At 42.3% G+C, this 23668-nt stretch carries 21 protein-coding genes; 14 read left to right on the top strand and 7 right to left on the bottom strand.

The annotated features are described in order from the left end of the window. Positions 1-73: 73 nt before the first annotated feature. Positions 74-1396 carry a hypothetical protein gene (locus tag QM629_RS20255; protein ID WP_415161728.1) on the bottom strand — a complete coding sequence of 441 codons (1323 nt, stop codon included), beginning with the start codon at positions 1394-1396 and terminating at the stop codon, positions 74-76. Positions 1397-1409: 13 nt separating this feature from the next. Then, entirely contained in the window at positions 1410-2162 is a 753-nt protein-coding gene (locus QM629_RS20250; RefSeq protein WP_415161727.1) for an ABC transporter ATP-binding protein, read from the bottom strand. Between the two features lie 328 nt (positions 2163-2490). Between QM629_RS20250 and QM629_RS20245 the strand changes: the two genes are divergently transcribed. Next, positions 2491-3093: an IMPACT family protein gene (locus QM629_RS20245; RefSeq protein ID WP_415161726.1), complete on the top strand. Its 603-nt coding sequence runs from the start codon at positions 2491-2493 to the stop codon at positions 3091-3093. Positions 3094-3161: 68 nt separating this feature from the next. Here QM629_RS20245 and QM629_RS20240 read toward each other — a convergent pair whose 3' ends face one another. The 3 genes from QM629_RS20240 to QM629_RS20230 form a co-directional block, all read right to left on the bottom strand. Continuing rightward, on the bottom strand, positions 3162-3896 hold the full coding sequence (locus QM629_RS20240) for a LytR/AlgR family response regulator transcription factor (RefSeq protein ID WP_415161725.1): 735 nt from the start codon (positions 3894-3896) through the stop codon (positions 3162-3164). 5 nt (positions 3897-3901) lie between these two features. Next, positions 3902-4960, bottom strand: a complete 1059-nt coding sequence (locus tag QM629_RS20235; protein WP_415161724.1) for a sensor histidine kinase — start codon at positions 4958-4960, stop codon at positions 3902-3904. 104 nt (positions 4961-5064) lie between these two features. Next, positions 5065-6090, bottom strand: a complete 1026-nt coding sequence (locus tag QM629_RS20230) for a LacI family DNA-binding transcriptional regulator (protein ID WP_415161723.1) — start codon at positions 6088-6090, stop codon at positions 5065-5067. A 442-nt stretch (positions 6091-6532) separates the two neighbouring features. Between QM629_RS20230 and QM629_RS20225 the strand changes: the two genes are divergently transcribed. The 8 genes from QM629_RS20225 to QM629_RS20190 all read left to right on the top strand — a co-directional run bounded on the left by QM629_RS20225 (position 6533) and on the right by QM629_RS20190 (position 19083). Further along, positions 6533-9574, top strand: coding sequence for a SusC/RagA family TonB-linked outer membrane protein (locus tag QM629_RS20225; RefSeq protein ID WP_415161722.1), 3042 nt, complete (start codon positions 6533-6535; stop codon positions 9572-9574). Positions 9575-9711: 137 nt separating this feature from the next. Further along, a complete protein-coding gene (locus QM629_RS20220) occupies positions 9712-11376 on the top strand; it encodes a RagB/SusD family nutrient uptake outer membrane protein (RefSeq protein ID WP_415161721.1) in 1665 nt (554 codons plus the stop codon). 119 nt (positions 11377-11495) lie between these two features. Further along, positions 11496-13823, top strand: a complete 2328-nt coding sequence (locus tag QM629_RS20215) for a GH92 family glycosyl hydrolase (protein WP_415161720.1) — start codon at positions 11496-11498, stop codon at positions 13821-13823. 5 nt (positions 13824-13828) lie between these two features. After that, a complete protein-coding gene (locus QM629_RS20210) occupies positions 13829-15268 on the top strand; it encodes a glycoside hydrolase family 28 protein (RefSeq protein ID WP_415161719.1) in 1440 nt (479 codons plus the stop codon). 174 nt (positions 15269-15442) lie between these two features. Then, positions 15443-17374: a 1-deoxy-D-xylulose-5-phosphate synthase gene (gene dxs, locus QM629_RS20205; protein WP_415161718.1), complete on the top strand. Its 1932-nt coding sequence runs from the start codon at positions 15443-15445 to the stop codon at positions 17372-17374. Positions 17375-17397: 23 nt separating this feature from the next. Continuing rightward, positions 17398-17904, top strand: coding sequence for a SixA phosphatase family protein (locus QM629_RS20200; protein WP_415161729.1), 507 nt, complete (start codon positions 17398-17400; stop codon positions 17902-17904). A 32-nt stretch (positions 17905-17936) separates the two neighbouring features. After that, positions 17937-18377 carry a VOC family protein gene (locus tag QM629_RS20195; RefSeq protein WP_415161717.1) on the top strand — a complete coding sequence of 147 codons (441 nt, stop codon included), beginning with the start codon at positions 17937-17939 and terminating at the stop codon, positions 18375-18377. A gap of 52 nt (positions 18378-18429) precedes the next feature. Further along, positions 18430-19083, top strand: coding sequence for a tetratricopeptide repeat protein (locus tag QM629_RS20190; RefSeq protein ID WP_415161716.1), 654 nt, complete (start codon positions 18430-18432; stop codon positions 19081-19083). 61 nt (positions 19084-19144) lie between these two features. On the opposite strand, the gene recA is transcribed toward QM629_RS20190, so the two are convergent. Next, a complete protein-coding gene (recA, locus tag QM629_RS20185; RefSeq protein WP_415161715.1) occupies positions 19145-20179 on the bottom strand; it encodes a recombinase RecA in 1035 nt (344 codons plus the stop codon). A gap of 215 nt (positions 20180-20394) precedes the next feature. On the opposite strand from recA, the gene QM629_RS20180 reads away from it, so the two are divergent. The 4 genes from QM629_RS20180 to QM629_RS20165 all read left to right on the top strand — a co-directional run bounded on the left by QM629_RS20180 (position 20395) and on the right by QM629_RS20165 (position 22815). After that, positions 20395-20715, top strand: a complete 321-nt coding sequence (locus tag QM629_RS20180; protein ID WP_415161714.1) for a hypothetical protein — start codon at positions 20395-20397, stop codon at positions 20713-20715. A 170-nt stretch (positions 20716-20885) separates the two neighbouring features. Next, complete coding sequence (locus QM629_RS20175) at positions 20886-22271, top strand: sugar porter family MFS transporter (protein ID WP_415161713.1); 1386 nt, start codon at positions 20886-20888, stop codon at positions 22269-22271. A 73-nt stretch (positions 22272-22344) separates the two neighbouring features. Then, the gene (locus QM629_RS20170) at positions 22345-22602 is read left to right on the top strand and encodes a hypothetical protein (RefSeq protein WP_415161712.1); all 258 of its coding nucleotides are present in this window, start codon (positions 22345-22347) and stop codon (positions 22600-22602) included. Positions 22603-22608: 6 nt separating this feature from the next. Next, on the top strand, positions 22609-22815 hold the full coding sequence (locus QM629_RS20165; RefSeq protein WP_415161711.1) for a putative signal transducing protein: 207 nt from the start codon (positions 22609-22611) through the stop codon (positions 22813-22815). Between the two features lie 96 nt (positions 22816-22911). On the opposite strand, the gene QM629_RS20160 is transcribed toward QM629_RS20165, so the two are convergent. After that, entirely contained in the window at positions 22912-23160 is a 249-nt protein-coding gene (locus tag QM629_RS20160) for a hypothetical protein (RefSeq protein ID WP_415161710.1), read from the bottom strand. A gap of 186 nt (positions 23161-23346) precedes the next feature. Between QM629_RS20160 and QM629_RS20155 the strand changes: the two genes are divergently transcribed. Further along, positions 23347-23604: a hypothetical protein gene (locus QM629_RS20155; RefSeq protein WP_415161709.1), complete on the top strand. Its 258-nt coding sequence runs from the start codon at positions 23347-23349 to the stop codon at positions 23602-23604. The last annotated feature ends 64 nt before the right edge of the window (positions 23605-23668 follow it).

The following is a 23668-nucleotide window of genomic DNA, read 5'->3' as shown; positions in this document are numbered from 1 at the left end:
TTGAAAAAACGGCGGCAGCTATCTTCATCGGCATACCTGCTGAAAAATTCTGACATATTCATAGCTAATTATTTTAGACAAAAATACTAATATAATTAGCTATTTCCAAATTACGGATAGTCATTATAAATACATTATACAAATAAAAGTATTTTAATTCTTGTGAGGCAAACGACATTCCAAATGCAAAACTTACAACTAAAAGTGCTGATACTTGTGAAGTATTGCCTTTAAAATCGAGAGATAACACCTTAGTTACTTCGCTAAATTTTAATAAAGATGTAATATAGCCGACTACAATATAAAGAAGAGAAAGCATTATATAAGCGACAGGCACTTTATATGTAATCTGATTGTATAAAAATAAAATTAAGAAAGTACAAAAAGCATCAATAAAAAGAGCCGGAAAAAGCAGTTTTATGAAAAGTAAAAAATAATCTTTTCCGTCATATTTTGCCAGTGAAATGTTTATTGCCGTAGATTTAAAATAGCCCCATAGATTATTGTATATATATGTAAAAAGTATAAGTGGAGATATAAACAGATATACTATCGGATTGAGTAAAAAAGGCTTCCCGGCTTCACTAATTTTGTTTTGAGTAATGTATAAAATTAATATCCCGATCTTAAGAATGAAACCAATGGCAAGCATCTTTCTATAAATGCTGTTTTTAAATGCAATTTTCAGATAAACCGTTGTAAAAACAGCGTTGTAAAGGCTATTGAAAAGTTTAAGAGATGGATAATAAGCAGGATACCTGTTTTCGTAAAAAATATAATAAGCAATAAGTAACAACATATCTATAAAAACCAAAATCATGCATAACATTAATTTATTTATCTTCAGATAACTTGCATCATACAAGAGATACAAAATCAGGGCTGAAATAATAATCAATCCAAACAGATAAGGCATTTTATTCCATGTTATTGCATTAACAATGCTTTCTGCTAATAAAAAGCCTGTCAGAAAAAAAAGCAACAAATTATATAATTCAACAGATCCGCAATGCGCAAATGCTGAGAAAATGAATATTGCGCTTAAAAGAGATATATTAACAGATTTAAAAAAAATGTAACCAAAAAGATCAATTAAGATAATTTGTATTTTATTAACCGGATATTGATTCGAAATAATTATTTTTTTGGAAGCAAAAGAAGGAAAGAATTTAAATACAACGGGCATAAGCAATACGAGCGACTCCATTAAACGTAAAACATCAACCGGATTTATTACACCTTTAAATTGAACAGCATGATTGTATAAATATCCGGCCACAAAAGCATTAAACTGCATCAATATAAAGAATGCAGTGATACCCAATATTGATTTCCAATTACGGATGGAAAAAAAATTTTTTGCACGCTTTATAAATAAGAATAACAATAATTGCATAAGTTAACTGAATTTATATAAGCAACCCAATGTCTTTATACTTTGGCTTCAAATATCTTAGAAGATTGGTATCCAATCCTTCTTTTTCACTATTCTTGAAAACATTCAAACTGTCATTAAAAACCAGTTTACCATAATCCAGAATTCCTATGTGGGTAGCTATCTTATCAACATACAATAAATCATGAGAAGATACAAGTATTATTCGTTCCTGATTAATATAAGCATTAATCAATTTGCATAGCTTATCTGAAGCAACAGGGTCAAGATTTGCAAACGGTTCATCTAAAATCAATATGCTGGGTTTATGTATGATCGCTGCACAAATAGCTATTTTTCTTTTCATGCCTGATGAATAATCTTGTATGGCTTTTGACAGATTTTCTTCTTCATCAAAGAAATAATTAAGCAAATTGTCTGTTTGCTGTTTAATTTCATCTTTCTTCATTTTGTAAAGCAACCCTATAAATTTCAGATAGTCGCATGCATTCAACTCTCCAATCACCTGATCAAATTGGCTTTGAACACCCATCGCTCTCTTTAATTCTAGCGGGTTTGGATTATTAAATGTCAGGTGATCATTAATTATAATATCTCCTTCATCTGGTTCTAACAAGTTAGCTATTATATTTAATAGCGTGCTTTTGCCAGCGCCATTACGCCCTAATAAGCAATACACCGTTCCTCCTTCTATATGCAGGTTTAAAAAAGCAAAGACTGTGTTAGAACCAAACTTCCTGGAAATATTTTTCACTTCTATCTTCATGTTATCTGATTTTTAGAACCAATTTTCAGAAATGATGCTTGCATTGCTTGCCCGGCTTATTATTAAAGATAATCAAATGCAGGATTTATCAATTTATATGGGTGTATTTTAAATTTTCGCAGATGGGTGGACACCCGCCTGTAGAACCCGCTACCGACCGGTGTCTCACTGACCAGAATGCTGCGTATGAAGCGAAAATTTGAAATGCCCCCATTTATATCTATCTCAACGGCAGAAACATCGTTAACACAATGAACTTTCTGCCGTTTAATGAGCTTGCATATTATTGCACTTTTGTTCATAGCATTACACTCTTAAAAATAAATAAATGAGCGCCGATTTTTATAGAACAATAAACAAACCCTCAACAGCAGAATTTAAAGACCGCGGCAGCAGGTTTATTGCTTTTGTTTACCCCATTCATACAATGGATGAATTTAAAAATTACCGTGCCCGGTTAAAGAAAGAACATCCCAAAGCCAGCCATCATTGTTTTGCTTACCGGCTTGGTACTGACGGAATAAATTTCAGGGTAAGCGATGATGGCGAGCCTTCCGGTTCTGCAGGCAGGCCGATATTAGGACAAATAGATGGCTGCGGCTTAACGAATGTGCTGATTGTTGTGGTACGTTATTTTGGCGGCACATTATTAGGTGTGCCCGGCCTGATACACGCTTATAAAACCTCGGCAGCGCTTGCACTGGAACAATCAGCCATCATACAAAAACCGGTATTGGTTTTTTACCGCCTGCAGTTTGATTATATGCTGGTGCATAATGTAATGAAACTGGTAAAACAATACGATTGCGAAATAAGTAAACAGGAACTGCAGTTGTTTTGCATAGTGGAAGCCGGCATCCCTAAAAATAAACAGCAGGAAATGCTGGAGAAGCTGAAGGATATAAAAGGATTGGAAATCACCGGTTTTTAACAGGATTTACCCGGCAATTCCTGTTTGTTCTAAAGGCTGCAATGATTTCAGCACGGAAAAGCAGCAACTTAAAAGCTCATCATTTCCTTGAACTTAACTGTTTGCCTGCGGCTTACCTCTATCTTTTCCCCGCCTTTTAATTCTACCAGCAAACCGCCATTGAAATAGGGCTCAATTTTTTCAATCCAGCGCAGGTTAATAATATGTTTGCGGTTGGCGCGAAAGAAAACACGGTCATCCAAACGTTCTTCCAGTGAATTGAGCGATTTTAAAATAAGCGGTTTATTGCTGCCGAAGAAAACCTTGGCATAATTGCCCACACTTTCAAACAAACGGATCTCATTCAGTTTTACAAACCAGCAGCGTTCGCCGTCTTTTACAAAAACCTGGTCGGCTTCGGTAAGCGGGCCCCGGTTATTATTGCCGTTAATGCCTATGCGCTCCTTACTTATTTCATCATGCAGTTTATGCACGGCATCGGCAAGGCGCCTGGGCTCTATCGGTTTTAACAGATAATCCAGCGCATTTACTTCAAATGCTTTTAAAGCATATTCATCATACGCCGTGGTAAAAATTACATGCGGCGCTTTTTCCAGATCGGAGAGCATATCAAAACCTGTTTTGCCGGGCATCTGAATGTCGAGGAAAACAATATCGGGATTTTGCGACTCTATCTTTTCAACGCCTTCCTCTGCATTGGCAGCTTCATCTACAATATCAATATCAGGATATGCCTGCAATAATTTTTTTAACTCTGCTCTTGCCAGGCGCTCATCATCTACAATAATAGCTTTAAGTGACATTACATTTATTTTAAAAATGAAATAGCAGTAACCGGTAAAATAACCCTTGCTTTTACCATATTACCGTTTATATTTTTTATTTCAAAATCAGCATCGTTGCCGTATAATAATTTCAGCCGGTTTATAGTGCTGGCAATACCGAAACCATCAAGGTTACTGGCGCCATTAAGATGACCGGTGTTTTCTACAATAAGCTCATGATGGCTGTCGGTAAAATCGGAAATAACCCGTATTAAGCCACCGTTTATTTGTTTGCTTATGCCGTGTTTAATGGCATTTTCTACCAGTGTTTGCAGCATCATGGGCGGAACCTGCTGGTCGAGCGTGTCTTCATCAATTTCATATTCTACCCGCAGCCGGTCTTCAAAACGGATTTGTTCCAGTTCAAGGTAATCTTTCACTATGCTCAGTTCTTTTTCAAGCGAGGTGGTTTCTGTTTTTTCGGCCTGCATGCTGCTGCGTAAAATATTGCTAAGCTCGGTTATAGCTGTGCGGGCACGTTCCGGGTTTTCATCAACCAATGCGCGAATGCTGTTTAAAGCATTAAAAATAAAATGCGGGTTGATGTGCGCTTTTATGGTTTTAAGCTGTAGCTCTTTTACCAGGCTTTCCATTTTTACGCTGTCAATTTTTGTATTGCGTGAATTTTCTATGTAATGCCATAAATAATAAATGGAAAGCCAAACAAGAATAATGGGAGAATCGTTGGCGAGGTTTAAAAAAAAGCGTTCGGGAATGCTGGCCTTAATTTTAGGATCGTACAAATGCAACCATTCTACAATGGTGCTGCTGATGTAACTGTAAGCTATGCAAACCAATAACGTTAACCCGAAAAGCTGTAGCCATTGCCTGCCAAAAATAGGTGGCGTAAGTTTTAAACGAAGAATGATAAGCCGCAGCAAATGGGTAAAAACCAAGCCGAAAGACATAGCCAGTAAAATGCGGGCTACAAATATGGCCGACAGGTCTAAATGAAAAACCCAGGTGAAAAACAGGAGGGATGCGCCATAAAATGCCCATCCGGCAAACTGACACCACCAATATGCTAATTGCTTTTTTTGCATGCTGTACAAATTTATAAACTTATATAAGCGTAGCATAAAGCAATTTTTATCAATGGTTAATGGAAAGGGTATCTGGTTAAAAATTTTAAAAGATTGCCCGCAGCTCAGTTAATAACGCGGTTGCCGCCCGAAGAGTTTCTTATAATCAGTTTGGAAGGAAGCTCTATGCGTTCGCGGGATAAATCAAGATAGGGTTTTTCAATATTTCTGAAGAGCAGTTCGGCCGCGGCCCTTCCCATTTGAAATGCCGGCTGTGTAATGGTGGTAAGCGATGGGTTAAGAATAGGGGCCGTTTCAACGGTGGAAAAAGCTACGATCTTTATATCGTCAGGAATCTTTATGCCTATTTCCTCCGACGCAATATATACCTGGAAAGCAAGCCTTTCCACTGAAGCCACAAAACCATCCGGCCGGTGGCTGCTTAAAAGCAGTTTTTTTATTTCGGCTATAACAGCGTCTTCATTGCCATCGCAGGCAATTATTTTTCTTTCGGGATTAATGCCTGTTTCGCATAAAGCAGCCGCAAATCCTTTTGCCCTTTTTGCACATATTGACAGGGAGGATGATAGGGAAAGAAAAACAGGGTTTTTACAGCCCCTTTCCAGCAAATGCCGGGTTGCCGTATTGCCGCAGTCATAATCGTTAGTAATAACTTTTGGAATATCAAGGTTTTCCAATTCCCGGTCAAAAAAAACAACCGGTATTTTTTCCGATCTTAGTTTAAGGCAATGCTCCGCTGATGTTGTTTCGCCAGAAATGGAAATCAGAACGCCATCCACGCGCCCGCTGCGGCAATCTTCCACGATCATTTTCTCATGCTCGAATTTATCATGGGAAAGATAAATTAATACATGATAGCCTTTTGTTTTTGCTATTGACTGAATGCCATTAATAGCAAGAGAAAAAAAATTGTCTGCCACTTCCGGCATTATTACGGCAATGGTTTTGCTGCGTTTTTTTCTAAGGCTGCTTGCGTAAGGATTGGGTGTATAATCAAGCCGCTCGGCTGCTTCCAGCACTTTTTGCTTGGTTGCATTGCTTATTTCATAACTGTCTTTCAGCGCCTTTGAAACGGTAGAAGCCGAAAGCCCAAGCGATTTTGCCAGCTCCCTTATATTTAGTTTTTTCATTTACACGGCATATTATCCGGAGGCCATTATTTAAGAGACTGCTTATTGTACAGCACTGCTGTTTTATTTACGAAACCGGTTTCGTAAATAAAATGTTTGTTTTTAACAAAATGAATTAAAAAAAACCAAAAATTGCATCCCGATTAAAATACTAACATGCGGCCATCCAAAGTGTTAATGAAGAATAGTAACAAGTACCTGTTTGCAATTGCCGGACGAAGCCTGTTTTTTTATCTTTTAGCTTTAACATACCAACAAAACATATCTGTTAGCCTGCCTGCTGCTAAAGCCTGTTGTATTTATTCAGCAATTTCTCAATTATTTTAATCAGGTAACTGCCTGCGTTTACTCCAATTAAAATCAAGATATGAAGAAATTTGTGTCAAAAAAATAAGTGTCAAAACAACAATTAAAAATCAGTCTTGTTCATTAAAAAAGTTTTATGAAATTACTATGCAAAAAAAGGCCGGAAGGCAGGTTGTTAATGATTATGATCTGCTTTTTGCTGACGCCTGTGCTCCTGCGGGCGCAGGAATACAGAACGATTAGCGGGAAAGTAACAGACTCTGCCGGAAACCCGCTGCCGGGCATAACCGTTTCTATTCAAAAAAAGGCCGCTGCAACCAGTACAGACGCCAATGGTAATTATTCAATTAAGGCCGGCAACGGCGATATACTTGTTTTTAGCTCGGTTTCCTTTACCGAACAGCAGGTTAAGGTAGGGCCGGCGGCAAACTATAATATTGTTATGCAGGCTTCCGTTAGCGCCCTTGGCGATGTGGTGGTAGTGGGCTATGGCCAGACCTCAAGAAAAAACCTTTCCAGCTCGGTTGTTACCGTAAAGCCAGAAGACCTTAACCGCGCCGTAACCAGCGATATAGGCCAGCTGTTGCAGGGCAAGGTGCCGGGGCTGAACATTACTGCCAGCGGCGATCCTAATGCTTCTGCCGCAGTGGTTATGCGCGGCGCTTCTACCATCAACAGCCCGCAGGGGCCGTTTTATGTGATTGACGGCATTCCCGGGGCTGATATTGCTACCATCGCCCCGTCCGACATTGCTTCCATTGACGTATTGAAAGACGCTGCCGCCACAGCCATTTATGGAAACAAAGCTTCTAACGGCGTCATCATCATTACTACTAAAAAAGGCAAAAGCGGAAGAACGCAAACCTCGTATGACGGGTATGTGGGCCTTGAAAAAGTAACAGGCTCGCTGGATGTGATGGATACAACCCAGATAAGGAATTATGTAACCAGCAATGGTAACACCATATTACCAACTGACGACTTAGATGCCAACACTGATTGGATGAGGGCCATAGAGCGCCCGCAGGCAATATCGCACAACCACAACCTTTCTTTTAGCGGGGGCAACGAAAAAAGCACCTACAGCGCCAGCCTTAATTACCTCGATAAGGAAGGCATTTTACTAAAAAGCAATTTAAGGAGAATGATAGCCCGCCTGAGCCTGGAACATAGGGCGCTGAAGGATAAGCTGAAACTGGGGCTTAATGTTACCAACTCAGGCAGCAAGGCCATTAATACACCTTTGCGCAACGTGGTATTGAAGCAGGCTGCCAAATACATGCCGGTATCGCCGGTGTATGAAGATGACGGCACTTATTTTGAGAACTTTAATACCACCGGGTATTTTAACCCCGTGTCTTTAATAAATAATGCCACGGATGAAACAAAATACAATACCCTTTTAGGCAACTTTACCGCTGAAGCCACTTTGCCCTGGGGATTTAAATACAACCTGAATGCGGCCTTCCAGAGAAACACTTCCCTTCATGGTGAATATTATAACAGCTATTATTCCGATTACTATAATACCGGCAGTTTTTACAATAATCCCGATCCCGGATTTACCACCAAAAGCCTGCTGTCTTTTGGAGAAAACGGATCAGCCTACAGAAGCTCTTACCAAAGTAATTCCACTACCATAGAATCTTACCTTACCTGGGATAAAAAAATAAAGCTTCATTCCATTAATGCCGTACTGGGTTATTCATGGCAGGAAAATAATTCCGGCGACGGGCTGCAGGCCAGCAATACCAACTTTGTTTCAGACTATACCAGCTACTATAACCTCGCCCTGGGCAACTATGCCGCTGTAAGCAGCTATACGGTGGATTTTGGCAGCACGGTTTATCAAACAACCCGGTTTATTTCAGACTTCTTCAGGCTTAACTATTCCTATAATAACAAATACCTGATGCAGGCGTCTGTTCGCCGGGATGGCAGCTCTGTATTTGGAGAAAACAACCAGTGGGGCTATTTCCCTTCTGTGGGCCTGGCCTGGAGAATAGATCAGGAAGGTTTTATGAAAAACAGTGCTGTTATCAGCGACCTGAAACTTAGGCTGAGCTATGGCCAAACCGGTAATGCCTTCGGTTTTGGCGCTTATACGGCTAAACAGCTATTTAGCAGTTACGGAACCTATTATAACGATGGGGTTTACGAAACGGCTATCGGCGTAACGCAGGGCTCCAACCCCGACTTAAAATGGGAGGTTACCTCTACCAGCAATATAGGGCTTGACTTTGGTTTGTTTAAGGGGAAGGTGTCAGGAACGTTGGATCTGTACGAAAAAATAACCACCAATATGATCTTTGATTATACCGTAAGCAGCACCATCGTGCCCGGCGGTTATGTGTGGGGCAATGGCGGAAAAGTGCGCAACAGGGGTATTGAGCTTAGCCTATCGGCCACACCGGTAAAAACCAAAAATTTTGCCTGGAACACTACGGTAAACCTTGCTTCCAATCAAAACCTGATATTGGATATGAATGGCCCGGCTAAATATGGTGTAAATTCTGATTCTATCCGTTATACCCAGCCCGACGGGCCCGGCCAAACCAACAGCACGCTGCAAATTCTTAAAGTTGGCCATGCCATTGGCGAGTTTTTCACGCTTAAATATGCGGGCAAAGATGCCGATGGCAACTCCCAGTTCTTAACGCACGACGGCACCTTAACCACTTCACCTACCATTGGCACCGACTATTTTTATGTGGGCAGCCCGCATCCAAAATTATTACTGGGATGGAATAATACGCTGAGCTATAAGAACTTCGATCTTAATTTCTTTTTCAGGGGCGCATTTGGCGGCAAGATATTCAATGTAACCAGGGCTGATCTGTCTTATACGCCCAATGCTACTACCAATAATATAAGTGTTCATGCAGCCAACGATTTAATGACGGACGCGGAAAACAATGCTTACTCTACCCGGTACATCGAAAACGGCTCTTATATACGATTAGACAATGCCACCTTCAGTTACCGCCTGCCTGTGAAGGATGGTGGTTATATAACCAATCTCCGGTTTTATTTAACCTCAAACAATGTGTTTGTTATCACTAAATATTCCGGCATTGACCCCGAAATTAACCAGGGCGGCGTAGGGCTTGGTGTGGATGGCAGCAATTTCTATCCTAAAACGCGCACCATCGTGCTTGGTGTAAACGTGGGTTTTTAATAAGCTAAGTTTTAATTATTAAAAAGTAACAGATGAAACAGACATGATAAAAATTTTCGTTTATATCACACTAGTGAATGAAAATTTTTATCATCAAAGGTTCCATCCGACAATTAAAAAAAATAAAACATTTACGGATGAAAAAGTTTTTTAAATATATCGTTCCAATCATAGTTTTTATAGAATTGAACGCCTGCCATAAAATAGACGTAACCCCAACATCTTTATATACGTCGGATGTTTTTCCACAAACGGAAGAACAGTTTCAGGCGCTTATCGGCCCGGTATATACCAGCTTGCGAGGCCACTTTGCCCTTACTTATTTTTTTGTATCAGAATGTTCTACCGATGAGGCCATACTGCCGGCCTATGGCGGCAACTGGTACGATGGCGCCAGTTACGCGAATTTGCACTGGCATACCTGGACGGCTGACCATAACTGGATTACTACAGCCTGGGACGACGCTACCGGCCTGGTGGGTACCTGCAATCAAACCCTGTACCTCCTGGATGAAGCTGCTGACGGCGATACAAAAAATACCAGCCTGGCCGAGGTAAGGGCCATGCGGGCTTATGCTTATTGGGAACTGATGGATTTGTTTGGCGGCGTGCCTTTGGATACTACTTATCCCAGCACCGGCCTGCAGGCAAAAGCCAGCCGCGAAGAGGTATTTAATTTTGTGGAGTCAGAGCTTGAAGCGGCCATCCCTTATCTGGAAACAGATGTGGATGCTTCCACTTATGGTAAACCTACCAAATATTTTGCTTATGCATTACTGGCCAGGTTATACCTTAATGCGGAAATATATACCGGCACATCCAGGTATGATGACTGCATTGCCGCCTGCGACACCATTATTAACTCCGGTATGTATTCTGTGCAGCCACGCAGCACGTATCTGGATATGTTTTATCCGGACAATGGGCCATCCACCCAGACGGAATTCATTTTTGCCATTCCTTACGATGCTTCCGTATCAAGCGGTTACTTATTTTACGCCCGTTACGATCTTAACAGGAACCTGGGGATGAAATACGGGTATGTCGGCTCAACCGTAGGAACGAATGTTGACCCCATTGTAAACCAAACTACGGGGAACGGGCTTGTAAACAGCAAGCCCAGCGGCCCAAGGGCGACTTTATCCAGCTTTCTTAACTACTTTTTGGAAGATACGAACGATATCAGGTTAAGCCAATGGCTCTATGGCCCGCAATACTGGGATGATGGCAATCCCATACAGGTGGCAACTACTAATCTGGGCTATAACCAGTTTTATAGCGGTACGGATGGAAGCGATACCTATATATACGATCTAAGCATAGATACAGCCATTCAATTAAGGCAAAGCACATCATTGTTTGATTGCGGTAATGATGAAATAGCCTGGAACCAGGGCGCCAGGAATATTAAATTTTATCCCGATGCCAGTTCCTCTACCAGGAACCAGAACAATGATGCCCCTGTATTCCGCTACTCCGAAATTTTGCTTACGAAAGCGGAAGCCATTCTTCGCGGGGGCACAGCCACTTCCGGCCAAACAGCACTATCCCTTGTAAATGAGATACGCGATAACAGGTCAACTTCTTCTCAATGGACCTCAGTAAGCCTCGAAGAGCTTTACGAGGAAAGATGCCGGGAGCTCGACTGGGAATGCGTGCACAGGACAGATATGATACGCTTTGGAAAATTTGAAGATATTTATGGCTTCAAAACCAATACAGATACATATCGCCGCCTCTTCCCCATACCTACAACGGCACTTACGACAAATAGCCTGCTGGTTCAGAATACAGGCTACTGATATGGCAGGTAAAAGGCGGGGTAATACAAAAATGAAACCGAGCATGATAATTTTTTCTCACACAGGGGAATGTACATAGCGAGGTTCCATGAGACCATTGAAAAAACAAACCTGTACGAATGAAATATACCCCGAAACAAATATTGAATATTATTGCTGCAGCCGGCAGGCATAAATTTAAACTGGCGCTTTTAGTATGCATCCTGTTCAATAATGCGCTGCCGGCGCAGCATTTAATACAATACGTGCAGCCGCTTGCCGGCACGGCGCCGTCAACCACAGTAAGCGCATTAAAGCACAGCGAAGCCGGCTCAGAAAAAAATGCCAATACCATTCCGGCGGTGGGCTTGCCTTTTGGCATGGCGCAGTGGACAGCGCAAACCCGCACCGGCGAAACCAAATGCATGCCGCCATATATTTATACAGACAGCCTGTTCACCGGCTTTCGCGGCACACACTGGATAAACGGCTCCTGCATGCAGGATTATGGCAGCTTCACCATGATGCCGGTTGTTGGAAAGCTTTCCACAAACCCTAATGAATATGCCGTTGCATTTTTACATCAGCAGGAAGAAACAACGCCTGCATATTATAAAATAGCCACGGAAAAATTTGCGGCAGAGATCACTTCAACCCTGCGCTGCGGCCTGATGCGCTTTACGGCAAACAGCGATGATAGTTTGTACCTGCTGGTTATGCCCAACAGCGATTATGGAAAAGGTTTTATAAAAGTGGATGCGGGAAAAAACGTTATTTACGGCTATAGTCCCGTGCACCGCATTTACCAGAACTGGGGACAGCCTGCCGGGTTTAACGGCTGGTTTTATATAAAAATAGAAAGGCCGTTTTCTGTAAAAGGCACATTCAGCCAGGCAGAAATTTTTTATAAAGACAGTATAAAAGACGGAAAGAACATTGGCGCCTTTGCAGGTTTTACATTGAAGAAAGGCGAACAGATTATTGTAAAAACCGGCACCTCCTTCAGCAGTTTGAAAGGTGCGGAAACCAATCTCGAAAAAGAAACCGGCGATAAAAGTTTTGATGCTGTAATGAAAGAGGCCGTTCAGGCATGGAACGGTGCGCTTTCGGCCATCGCCATCTCAGCAAAAAATGAAAAAGATAAAAAGATATTTTATACGGCTATGTACCATGCCATGCAGCAGCCGAGGTTGTATAACGATGTGGACGGAGCCTATCCAAAATTTAATAGCCGGTATGAATTGATGAACAGCGACAGCCGCAATTATTATGACGATTTTTCTATGTGGGATATTTACCGGGCGCAGTTGCCTTTGCTTGAATTGCTCGACCCGGAACGGGCCGGCGATTTTGTTCAATCGCTTATATGGAAAGGCCAGCAGGGCGGCTGGCTGCCCATTTTCCCCTGCTGGAACAGCTACACCGCCGCCATGACAGGCGACCATTCTGCCGCTTTTATCGCATCAGCCTATACTAAAAACATCCGCAATTACGATGCGCCCGAAGCTTATCGCCTAATGCGGCAAAATGCTTTTACTGTGGCGGATGAAAAAGATTATGCAGATGGAAAGGGCAGGCGCGCATTGGCTTCTTACCTTAAATATGGCTACATTCCGATAGAAGACAGTGTGCCGCTGGCGTTTCATAAAAAAGAACAGGTAAGCCGCACGCTGGAATATGCGTATGACGATTACACCTTATCGGTAATGGCAAAAGCGCTGGGCAAAAAAGATGATTATGCGGCGCTGTACAAACGGGCATTCAACTATAAAAATGTATTTGACCCAAACCACAAACTGGTAAACGGGCGTTATGCGGATGGTTCGTGGTATAAGGGGTTTAATGCCGATGTGCGGCCCTTTTTTATAACCGAAGGCACGCCGCGCCAATACACATTTTATGTGCCGCAGGATGTGCCCGGCCTCGCTGGTTTAATGGGCGGCAGGAAAGCTTTGGAAAACGCCCTGGACAGTTTATTTCTGAAAGGGGAATACTGGCATGGCAACGAGCCGGGGCATCAAATTCCATTCATGTACAACTACACGGCATCTCCGTGGAAAACACAAAAAGCGGTACGGCAAATTTTGAATGATGAATACAGCGACGGGCCAGGTGGTTTAAGCGGCAACGATGATGCAGGGCAAATGAGTGCCTGGTATGTTTTTGCGGCCATTGGTTTTTATCCGCTGGATCCCGTTTCGGGAAATTACCTGATGTGCTCGCCCTTGTTTGACAGCGTTGCCATACGACTGCCCGGCAATAAAATGTTTAAGATCATCTGCCATAAAGCAAATGATGCGGCTTTGTACATCAGCAGGGCGGAATTGAACGGAACGGGTTACACAAATAATTATTTACAGCATAAAGACATTATTAACGGCGGCGAGCTCCATATCTGGCTTCAATCCAAACCATCCGGTTGGGGAAATGAAATAAACGCACAGCCAAAAGGGTTATCATCAAAATAACACTCATGCAAAAACATTTTTTATTGGCGGTTACTATGCTGCTGGCGCTGCAAACAACAGCGCTGCAATCTTTCAACATAAAAAGCTATGGCGCCAAAGGCGATGGCAAAACCAATGATGCCGCAGCCATTCAGAAAGCCATTGATGCCTGTTCAAAAGCTGGCGGCGGAAAAGTAGTGGTGCCCGCACCTTTCATGTTTATGGCCGGCCCTTTCAACCTTAAAAGCAACGTGGAATTTTTTGTAGAAACCGGCGCCACCGTAAAGGCTGTTTATGACGAAAAATTATACACCAAAAGCGCTTTCAGAAATAATCCCGGTGAAGGAACAATATGGATCGGCGCTGAAAATGCCGGTAACATCACCATCTCAGGCGGTGGCAGCATTGATGGCAACGGCATTGCCTTTATGGGTAAGGAACTGGAAGATTCCTATGAATTAAAGCCTTTCAATACGCTCGATCCGAGGCCGCATGTGCTTACATTAACCGGCTGCAAAAATGTGCGCATCAATAACCTGCATATTGGCAATTCTGCTTACTGGACCATTCACCTTGCCGGTTGTAACGATATAGTGGTTTCGGGCATTACGCTGCTTAACAGCTTAAAAGTGCGCAACAGTGATGGCATTGATATTGACCATAGCAAAAATGTGCGCATCAGCGATTGTTATATTGAGAGCGGCGATGATTGCATCTGCCTGAAAAACAGGCGGGAATACCAGGAGTTTGGGCGATGCGAAAACGTGGTGGTTTCTAACTGCACCATGACATCGAGAAGCTGCGCCATTAAAATAGGCTCGGAGAATATGGATACGATACGGCAGGTGCTGTTTAATAACTGCATCATTAAAAACAGCAACCGCGGGGTTGGCATTCAGAACAGGGATGAAGGCGTGGTGAGCGATGTTGTCTTTTCCAATATGATTATTGAAAGCCATTTGTTCAGCGATGTGTGGTGGGGCAAAGCGGAGCCCATTTATGTTACCGCTTACCGCCGGGCAAGCCTGAATAATAAAGATGCAGGCCGGCGTTTTCCGCCAGGCGCAACGGAAGGAAAGGTAGGCGTGGTGAAAAATATTACGTTCAGCAACATTAAATGCTTCAGCGAGAATGGTGTGTACATAAGCGGTGAGCTGAAAGACAAGGTTGATAATATCATTTTCGATAATGTAGATGTTTTTATCAGTAAAACAACTGCATTGCCCGGCGGTATGTACGATCGCCGTCCCAGCCAGGCGGAAGGTTTTGTAAAAGGCCGCACATCAGGATTTTTTTTTGATACGGCGGGAGAGATTATGGTAAGAAATTGCTCCGTAAAATGGGGCGACAATCCGCCGGCGTATTTTGCGCATGCGCTTGAAAGCAGTAATGTGGATAAGCTGGGCCTGATGAATTTTACGGGCGATTCAGCCTTTCCGGGCAAAGTGAAGGCGGTGGAGAGGTGATGCAGGTACAAAATGATACAAGCCTTATATTGAAGGCCTATACCGGCACCCGGCCTTTACCACCCAAAATAACCTCACTCAGCGCGGTTGCTGTAACCCGCAAAACCATCCGCATTTATTTTCCACCCAAAATTTTTGAAATCATTAATTTTACAATTCTTAACCAGTTTTTGAATGCAGATTTCCGCCGGTCCTTTGTTAAGCCAGATCAACTCCCCTGCTGATTTGAAAAAAATTTCCAGGGATGAACTCTTCCAGGTTTGCGACGAATTAAGGCATTACATTATTGACGTAGTAAGCGTTTACGGCGGTCATTTTGCAGCCAGCCTTGGGGTGGTGGAGTTATCGGTGGCGCTTCACTACATTTACAATACGCCTTACGACCAGCTCGTTTGGGATGTTGGCCACCAGGCTTACGGCCATAAAATTTTAACCGGCAGAAGAGACAATTTCATCACCAACCGCAAATACAACGGCATCAGCGGTTTTCCCAAAAGGTCTGAAAGCGAATATGATACTTTTGGCGTAGGCCATTCTTCCACTTCTATTTCTGCAGCTTTGGGCATGGCCATGGCGGCCAAATATAAAGGTGAAACAGACCGCAAAGCAGTGGCTGTAATTGGCGATGGCGCTATGACGGCCGGCCTTGCTTTTGAAGGCCTGAACCATGCCGGCGTTGCCGATGCCGACCTGCTGGTTATTTTGAATGACAACTGTATGAGCATTGACCCTAATGTGGGGGCGCTGAAAGAATACCTTACCGACATCACCACTTCTCCCGCCTATAATAAAATGCGGGATGATGTATGGAAGCTACTCGGCAAATTGCCCGTAGGCAAAAGGTTTACCCGCGATATGGCGGCCAAGCTCGAAAGCGGCATTAAGGGAATGGTAAGCAAAAGCAGCAACCTGTTCGAGACATTGAATTTCAGGTATTTCGGCCCAATTGATGGTCATAACATCACCAAGCTGGTTGATACGCTGTCTGATCTTAAAAAAATTCCGGGACCCAAGCTTTTGCATATCATCACGGTAAAAGGAAAAGGGTATGCTTTGGCTGAAAAAGATCAAACCAAATGGCATGCGCCCGGTTTATTTGATAAAGTAACAGGCGAAATTTATAAGAAAAAATTCGATCTGCCCCAGTCGCCAAAATACCAGGATGTTTTCGGCCATTCCATCATAGAACTGGCAAAAAAGAACGATAAAATAATGGGTATTACGCCCGCCATGCCCAGCGGCTCATCTTTAAAATTCATGATGGAAGCCATGCCTCACAGGGCATTTGATGTGGGCATTACCGAACAGCACGCGGTAACCCTAAGTGCCGGGCTTGCCACCCAGGGCCTGCGTGTTTTCTGCAATATTTATTCTTCGTTTATGCAACGGGCTTACGACCAGGTAATTCACGATGTGGCCATTCAAAAACTGCCGGTGATATTTTGCCTGGACAGGGCGGGGCTTGTGGGCGAAGATGGCCCCACACACCATGGCGCTTATGATATTCCATATATGCGCTGCATACCCAACATGGTGGTGAGCGCACCTATGAATGAAAGCGAACTGCGCAATCTGATGTACACGGCGCAACTCGATAAGAACAAGTATCCTTTTGTAATACGTTACCCCCGCGGCGAAGGCGTAATGCCCGAGTGGAAAACGCCTTTTAAAGAAATTGAGATTGGTAAAGGAAGAAAGCTGAAAGATGGCGAAGGTATTGCTATTCTTAGCTTTGGCCATCCCGGCAATTTTGCCGCCATGGCCATTCGCGCGTTAAAAACGGAAGGCATTAACCCGGCGCATTACGACCTGCGTTTTGTAAAGCCGGTTGACGAGGCTTTACTGCACGAAGTGTTCAGCAAATTTGATAAAATAGTTACGGTTGAAGATGGTACGGTTGTGGGCGGTTTTGGCAGCGCCGTGCTGGAATTTATGAATGCCCATAACTATCAGGCTGGTGTAAAAATACTTGGCATCCCGGACAGGATTGTGGAGCATGGCACTTTGAAAGAATTGCATAATGAATGCCATTACGATGCCGCAGCCATTGCAAACGCGGTTCGGGAAATGATAAACCAGCCTGTTGCGGAAAGGGCAATCAGCTAAAGCTGTTTTATTCACCGTAAAAAATAGTTTCTATTAAATCGCTTCTCATAATCCGTCATGCAAAAAGCAGTTGGGACGATCTTTCTCAAAAAGACTTTGACCGCCCATTGAATAACCGCGGTAAAAAAGATGCGCCCGAAATGGCGAAACGCATCTGTAAAGAAAAAGGCGTTAAGCTCGACGCAATCATTTCAAGCCCTGCAAACCGTGCGTTTACTACGGCAAAATTTTTTGCCGAAGAATTCGATATTAAAAAAAAGAACATCATTAAATGGCCGGAATTATATGAGGCTTCGGTTGATAAATTTTATAAGGCTGTAATGGCTTTGAGTGATGATTGTGCAACAGCCGCTGTATTCTCGCACAACCCCGGCATTACGGCTTTTGCCAATAGCCTGACCAATGTGCATGTTGATGATATGCCCACCTGCGCCATTTACGCTGTGCACATACAAACCGGTAGCTGGAAGGATTTTAAAACTGCAAAGAAAGAGTTTTGGTTTTTCGATTATCCGAAAAGCGTTTTGTAGCAATTGGTTTTACATTGTATAAAAATCACCGCATGAAAAAAATAATATTGATTGCATTTTGCCTTATTATTTATGTATCAGCTTTAAAAGCGCAGCAGCATTTTAACCATCTTACCGTGTATGTTGTTGACCTTAAAAAAAGCAGCGCTTTTTACCGGGATGTTATGCAGTTGCAGGAAATAACGGAACCTTTTCACGATAACCACCATACCTGGTTTAAAATAGGGGAACACAATGAGCTGCATGTTGTATCCGGCGCAAAAGAAAAGATTCCGCATGATATAAATATCCACTTTGCTTTCAGTGTGCCTTCCGTAGAAAGTTTTGCGGAACATCTTGATTCCTTCCATATTAAATATGGCAACTGGAATCAAACGAGTAAGGATCCGCAGGTGCGGCCGGATGGCATCAAACAGATTTATCTGCAGGACCCCGATGGCTATTGGATTGAGGTGAATGATGACAAATTTTGATAGCGGCAGTGCGCACTAAACCTATTATCTTCGCCGCTCGAAAATTGAGCGTATGAAGTTTTATAATCTTTTGATCAAATACCGGTTCTGGCTTAGTATGCTTGCTATTGTAATTGGCGTTGTTTTAAATTTAACTGTTTCAGGCTTCTGGCCTGTATTTCCCTTATATTTTGTAGGGCTCATTGGTTTATTAAGCCATTTCTTTATTGGCCCTATGCGTTTATTGCAGGAGCCTATGGAAAATGGCAATATTGAAGAAGTGGAAAAAATACTTGACAGTATATGGTTTCCCAGTTTATTGTACAAACCCATCCGTTCAACCTATTATACCGTAAAGGGCAATATGGCCATGATGAAGCAGGATTTTGATACGGCTGAAAAACATTTAAAGAAAAGCGCCTCGCTGGGGGCGCCTATGCCGGAGGCTGAAGGCGCTAACAAACTGCAATTAGGCATGATGGCCATGCAGAAAGGCGATATGAAAACTGCTGAAGGTTATATGCGGGCTGCTATTCGCGCCGGCATTCCCGATAAAGAAAGCGAGGCGATTGCCTTTTTAAGCATGTGCCAGATATTTATGAATAAACGTGAGTTTCGCGCTGCAAAAGATTTCTTCAGAAAAGCTAAGGCCTGCAAACCCACTACGAAACAGGTGGTTGACCAGATAAAGGAAATTGAAAAATATATTTCAAGGGTGCCGGGATAGAAATAAAAGAGGCTGCCCATATATTTCTGCGGCAGCATCTTTTAAAAATCATTATTGTTTTTTACTCTTCGGTGCCTCCGGTTTGCAATGCTATGAGCCTGTTTCTTATCTTTCCCTCAATCTCATTCGCTAATTCATCATTGTCGGCAAGCAGGGCTTTTACCGCATCACGGCCCTGGCCAAGTTTGTTGCCTTCGTAACTAAACCAGCTTCCGCTTTTTTGAACGATATTCATTTCAACACCCATATCTATGATCTCACCAATCTTGCTGATGCCTTCACCAAAAATGATATCAAATTCCGCGCTGCGGAATGGCGGGGCCACTTTATTTTTAACCACTTTTACTTTAACACGGTTGCCAATGGCTTCATCACCATCTTTAATTTGGGAAGTGCGGCGGATATCCAGCCTTACAGAACTGTAAAACTTTAAGGCATTACCGCCGGTTGTGGTTTCCGGGTTGCCAAACATAACGCCGATCTTTTCACGCAACTGATTAATAAAAATACATACAGTATTGGTTTTGCTGATGGTGGCTGTAAGCTTACGTAAAGCCTGGCTCATTAACCTTGCCTGCAGACCCATTTTGCTGTCGCCCATTTCTCCCTCCAGTTCGCCCTTTGGCACAAGCGCTGCCACAGAGTCAATCACCACTACATCCAATGCGCCAGAAAGAATTAAGCGGTCTGCAATTTCCAATGCCTGTTCGCCATAATCCGGCTGTGAGATTAAAAGGTTGTCAATGTCAACTCCAAGCTTTTGGGCATAAGCGCTGTCAAATGCGTGTTCTGCATCTATAATGGCGCAAATGCCCCCTTTCTTTTGCGCCTGCGCAATTACGTGTGTGGCGATGGTTGTTTTACCGCTTGATTCAGGGCCATAAATTTCAACAACACGGCCACGGGGAAGGCCGCCAACTCCTAAAGCTATATCCAGGCCAATTGAGCCGGTTGAAATAACTTCCATTTGCTGTTCAGCCCGCTCATTCATCATCATTACACTGCCCTTGCCGAAGTCTTTGTCAATTTTTTCAATCGTTAGCTTAAGCGCCTTGAGCTTATCTGAACCAAGATCTTTCTCTTTATCGTTTTTCATTTTGTAGTATTATTTAAAGATTGCAAAGCTAAGAAATTTAGTTTTCAAACTAAAATAAGTTTAGCAAAACGACTGCTACTTTTTAACTGATTTTTTTTATTGCTGATGTATCCTTTTGTATGAATCAGCGTCTAATAATAGGTAAGGTTGTTTTGAACGGTATTCTGCGGCCAGACCGCTATCACGAGCCGACCGGTATTTAAAAAGATGGGAAGATGAAAACAAATGCTACTCAAAAAGAAATCCTGCTTGTAACCAATAATTCTTTTGCACAAAGGGAATGGTGCAGCAAAGAAGCCTGCTTTTCTGTAAAGATGACGGTGCAGGAACAGATGGAAGAAATTTGCGCCAATGGCCTGATCTGTGAAGTTTTACCGGAAGTATTTGAGGGCCCTGAAAATTCCAGGCTATACCTGTGGCAAATGCGGCCCGGTTTTTCTTTCATACAGCTCCAATATGGGGAATTTCCATTGGAGATAAAAAAAGCCACTTCCCTTGATCCGCGCGCATGGCTTGGTAATTATTGTTACAATTGAATCTTCTTACACACGCAATTTTCTCATTTATTATATGTCCCGGCTTTTCCAGGCCGGGTTTTTATTTTTCTTATTATCGAAAAAATATCTCCGGCTTGCAAATAACATTGTATTTTGGTGGGGTTCTTAAAAACCATATTGCTTACAGCCATTCATTATTACATATAACTATGCAAGCCAGTATTGATACGCCGGTCATTTCAGCGAAAGGGAAAAATTTATTCGGTATTTCTTTAGCCGTAGCATTGGCAGGTTTTATTTTCGGGTTTGATACTGTTGTTATATCGGGCGCTAACCTGCCGATAAAAGAATTATGGCATACTTCACCATGGTTTCATGGTTTTTTTATTATGTCAATGGCACTGTGGGGCACTGTAGTGGGCGCCGTATCTGGCGGCTGGCCAACCGATGTGTATGGCAGAAAAAAAACACTGATATGGGTGGGCATTTTATTTACGATATCATCACTTGGGTCAGCGCTGGCAGATAACCCATATATATTTTCTTTATTCAGGTTTATAGGAGGCCTGGGTATTGGTATTTCCTCGGTGGCTGCACCAACGTATATTTCAGAGATTTCAACGCCTTCATCGCGAGGCAGGCTGGTAGCTATGTACCAGTTCAATATTGTGTTTGGTATCTTGATTGCCTATTTGTCAAACTATTTTTTAAAAGGCGTTGGCGGTGAAAACGACTGGCGTTATATGTTGGGTGTAATGGCGATTCCTTCCCTCATCTATTCCATATTGGTTTTAGGCATTCCCGAAAGCCCGCGCTGGCTGATAAGCAGAAAAAACGATGTAGATGGGGCAAAAAAAATACTGGAAAAACTTGGCATTGAAAATGTGAGCGGAGAAATAAGCCAGATTCAATCTGGTTTAAAACATGAAGAAACCGCCGGGCAAACATCTTCTTTCTTTAGCAGGAAATACAGCGTTGTTTTATGGCTGGCGTTTATGGTGGCATTTTTTAATCAATGGTCGGGCATTAATTTTATTTTGTATTATGCGCCTGAAATTCTGGAAAGGGCCGGCCTGGCAGCAAAAGAATCTTTGTCAAGTTCAATCATAATCGGCAGCACCAATCTTGTATTTACGTTTGCCGGCTTGTATTTAATTGATCGCCTGGGGAGAAAAACATTGCTTATTTTTGGTTCCATAGGTTATATAATAAGCCTGGCTATGGTGGCCTGGTGCTTTTTCAGCCAGGCAAGCCCCACCTTGCTTATTACGTTTCTCGCCATGTTCATAGCGGCACATGCAATAGGACAGGGCGCTGTGATATGGGTATTTATTTCAGAAATATTTCCCAATAAAGTGCGTGCCATGGGCCAGGCTTTCGGGGCAAGCACGCATTGGGTTTTTGCGGCATTCATCACATTAATAACGCCGGTATTTCTGGATAAAGACAATGGTATTTTTAAAGATAACCCCTGGCCTATTTTTGCCTTTTTCGCATTTATGATGGCAATGCAGCTTATTTGGGTTTTAACCAGAATGCCTGAAACAAAAGGAAAGGCGCTGGAACAGATACAGGAAGAACTGGGCATTGAATAAAAATTTGAATATTGCATTATCATGCCGCTAATGAATAGATTTGAATTTTATCAAAAAACATGACTCCGTTTATATGAATGGATATTATACCATCTTTTATATAACTTCTGCAATTATTGGGGGTTTTCTTATAGTAAAAACTTATTTTTTTTTAGCCAGGTCGCAGTTTCAAAACCCCGGCGAGTGGTTTTATTTTAGCAGGTATAGCATTTATACTACGCGGGGAGAACAGCTTATCAAAGCAAGAAGAGCTCAAAACACATTAAGCCTTATTATTTTATTTTTAGCTATTCTTGACCTCTTCTTCCTTTTAATGATGAATATTGCATAAAAAATTATGCAGGGCTGGTTTAAATTATACAGCACAAAAAATTATCTTGAGGCCAGCATTATTAAGGGTAAGCTTGAGGAAAATAATATACATGTTATTATTTTAAACAGGCAAGACAGCAGCTACCTTGTTTTTGGTGATATAGAAATATATGTGCCTATGCATCTGAAAGATCTAGCGCTGCATGTATTGAATAATGCCTTATTGAATTAATTGCCGTTCATAAGCCAGCCAAACCAATGAATTCTGAAATCTACCTGCGCCCCTGGAAAAAAGAAGATGCTCCGCAATTAACATTAATAATGCGAATCAAGAGTTAAATAAATAAGCTCCGAGAAAAGCCGCAGCCATTTTTCCAAACACATGCACCAGCAACCCTTTCGTTGAACGAACTTTTGAGGCTCTTTGAATATCTGTCTTTTCAATCTGCCAGTTGAATAACGATTCAACCGGCTGCCGTACTGTTGATACGGCTTTTGACCACAAATCATCTGCGGCTTTATTGAACTGTTTTACTCTGCCGGTCATGCCTTTTACGGCTTTTACAGCTGTCAGCATCTTACTGCCTGTCTGTTTTTCAAAGGCTTCAAACCGCTTTTATCTTTTTACTCTATTTCAACCCTTGATTCGCATTCTTCATTAAGTGTTACTAAGGAGGGATTTGAAAATTTCGTTGCTTCAGCTTCAGGAATTGTCAAAAATGAAAAGGCATAGTCCGTTATTGCCAATATGGGTTTAAGCCCTTTGAACACCGCCCGCTCTGACGTTAATCCTTTTGCAGCTACAAGCAATTATATCGGCCATGAAGCCAGTTACGAAGACATAATGAAAGAACTGCGCAGGGCAAAACAAGGTTTTGAAGGGGATGCATCGGAAAACGCAAAGGCCATACAAATAGAAAAAGAGGCAGCGTTGAAAGGGCTTGTTGTAATTCAAAAAAAAATGCTGTTTATATTTTCAAAAGCGATGGCTGGAATTCTTATGATATGTTTAATCCCATGATTTATGTGGATGGGAAATTGATGACAATTGATGAAATTAATGCTGCTTATTCTAAAAAAGATGT

Origin of the sequence: Parafilimonas sp. (genome assembly GCF_047606085.1) — a bacterium.
In the GTDB taxonomy this organism is placed as follows: Bacteria; Bacteroidota; Bacteroidia; order Chitinophagales; family Chitinophagaceae; genus Parafilimonas.
The sequence above is the reverse complement of the archived record's forward strand: the minus strand, read 5'-3'. Positions and strand labels throughout refer to the sequence as shown.

Coding starts and splice junctions, on each gene's coding strand:
- dxs (WP_415161718.1), top strand. CDS start 15,443: ATGCAGATTTCCGCCGGTCCTTTGTTAAGCCAGATCAACTCCCCTGCT.
- QM629_RS20225 (WP_415161722.1), top strand. CDS start 6,533: ATGAAATTACTATGCAAAAAAAGGCCGGAAGGCAGGTTGTTAATGATT.
- QM629_RS20215 (WP_415161720.1), top strand. CDS start 11,496: ATGAAATATACCCCGAAACAAATATTGAATATTATTGCTGCAGCCGGC.
- QM629_RS20165 (WP_415161711.1), top strand. CDS start 22,609: ATGCAGGGCTGGTTTAAATTATACAGCACAAAAAATTATCTTGAGGCC.
- QM629_RS20240 (WP_415161725.1), bottom strand. CDS start 3,896: ATGTCACTTAAAGCTATTATTGTAGATGATGAGCGCCTGGCAAGAGCA.
- recA (WP_415161715.1), bottom strand. CDS start 20,179: ATGAAAAACGATAAAGAGAAAGATCTTGGTTCAGATAAGCTCAAGGCG.
- QM629_RS20170 (WP_415161712.1), top strand. CDS start 22,345: ATGAATGGATATTATACCATCTTTTATATAACTTCTGCAATTATTGGG.
- QM629_RS20220 (WP_415161721.1), top strand. CDS start 9,712: ATGAAAAAGTTTTTTAAATATATCGTTCCAATCATAGTTTTTATAGAA.
- QM629_RS20210 (WP_415161719.1), top strand. CDS start 13,829: ATGCAAAAACATTTTTTATTGGCGGTTACTATGCTGCTGGCGCTGCAA.
- QM629_RS20195 (WP_415161717.1), top strand. CDS start 17,937: ATGAAAAAAATAATATTGATTGCATTTTGCCTTATTATTTATGTATCA.
- QM629_RS20160 (WP_415161710.1), bottom strand. CDS start 23,160: ATGCTGACAGCTGTAAAAGCCGTAAAAGGCATGACCGGCAGAGTAAAA.
- QM629_RS20255 (WP_415161728.1), bottom strand. CDS start 1,396: ATGCAATTATTGTTATTCTTATTTATAAAGCGTGCAAAAAATTTTTTT.
- QM629_RS20190 (WP_415161716.1), top strand. CDS start 18,430: ATGAAGTTTTATAATCTTTTGATCAAATACCGGTTCTGGCTTAGTATG.
- QM629_RS20180 (WP_415161714.1), top strand. CDS start 20,395: ATGAAAACAAATGCTACTCAAAAAGAAATCCTGCTTGTAACCAATAAT.
- QM629_RS20250 (WP_415161727.1), bottom strand. CDS start 2,162: ATGAAGATAGAAGTGAAAAATATTTCCAGGAAGTTTGGTTCTAACACA.
- QM629_RS20245 (WP_415161726.1), top strand. CDS start 2,491: ATGAGCGCCGATTTTTATAGAACAATAAACAAACCCTCAACAGCAGAA.
- QM629_RS20230 (WP_415161723.1), bottom strand. CDS start 6,090: ATGAAAAAACTAAATATAAGGGAGCTGGCAAAATCGCTTGGGCTTTCG.
- QM629_RS20175 (WP_415161713.1), top strand. CDS start 20,886: ATGCAAGCCAGTATTGATACGCCGGTCATTTCAGCGAAAGGGAAAAAT.
- QM629_RS20235 (WP_415161724.1), bottom strand. CDS start 4,960: ATGCAAAAAAAGCAATTAGCATATTGGTGGTGTCAGTTTGCCGGATGG.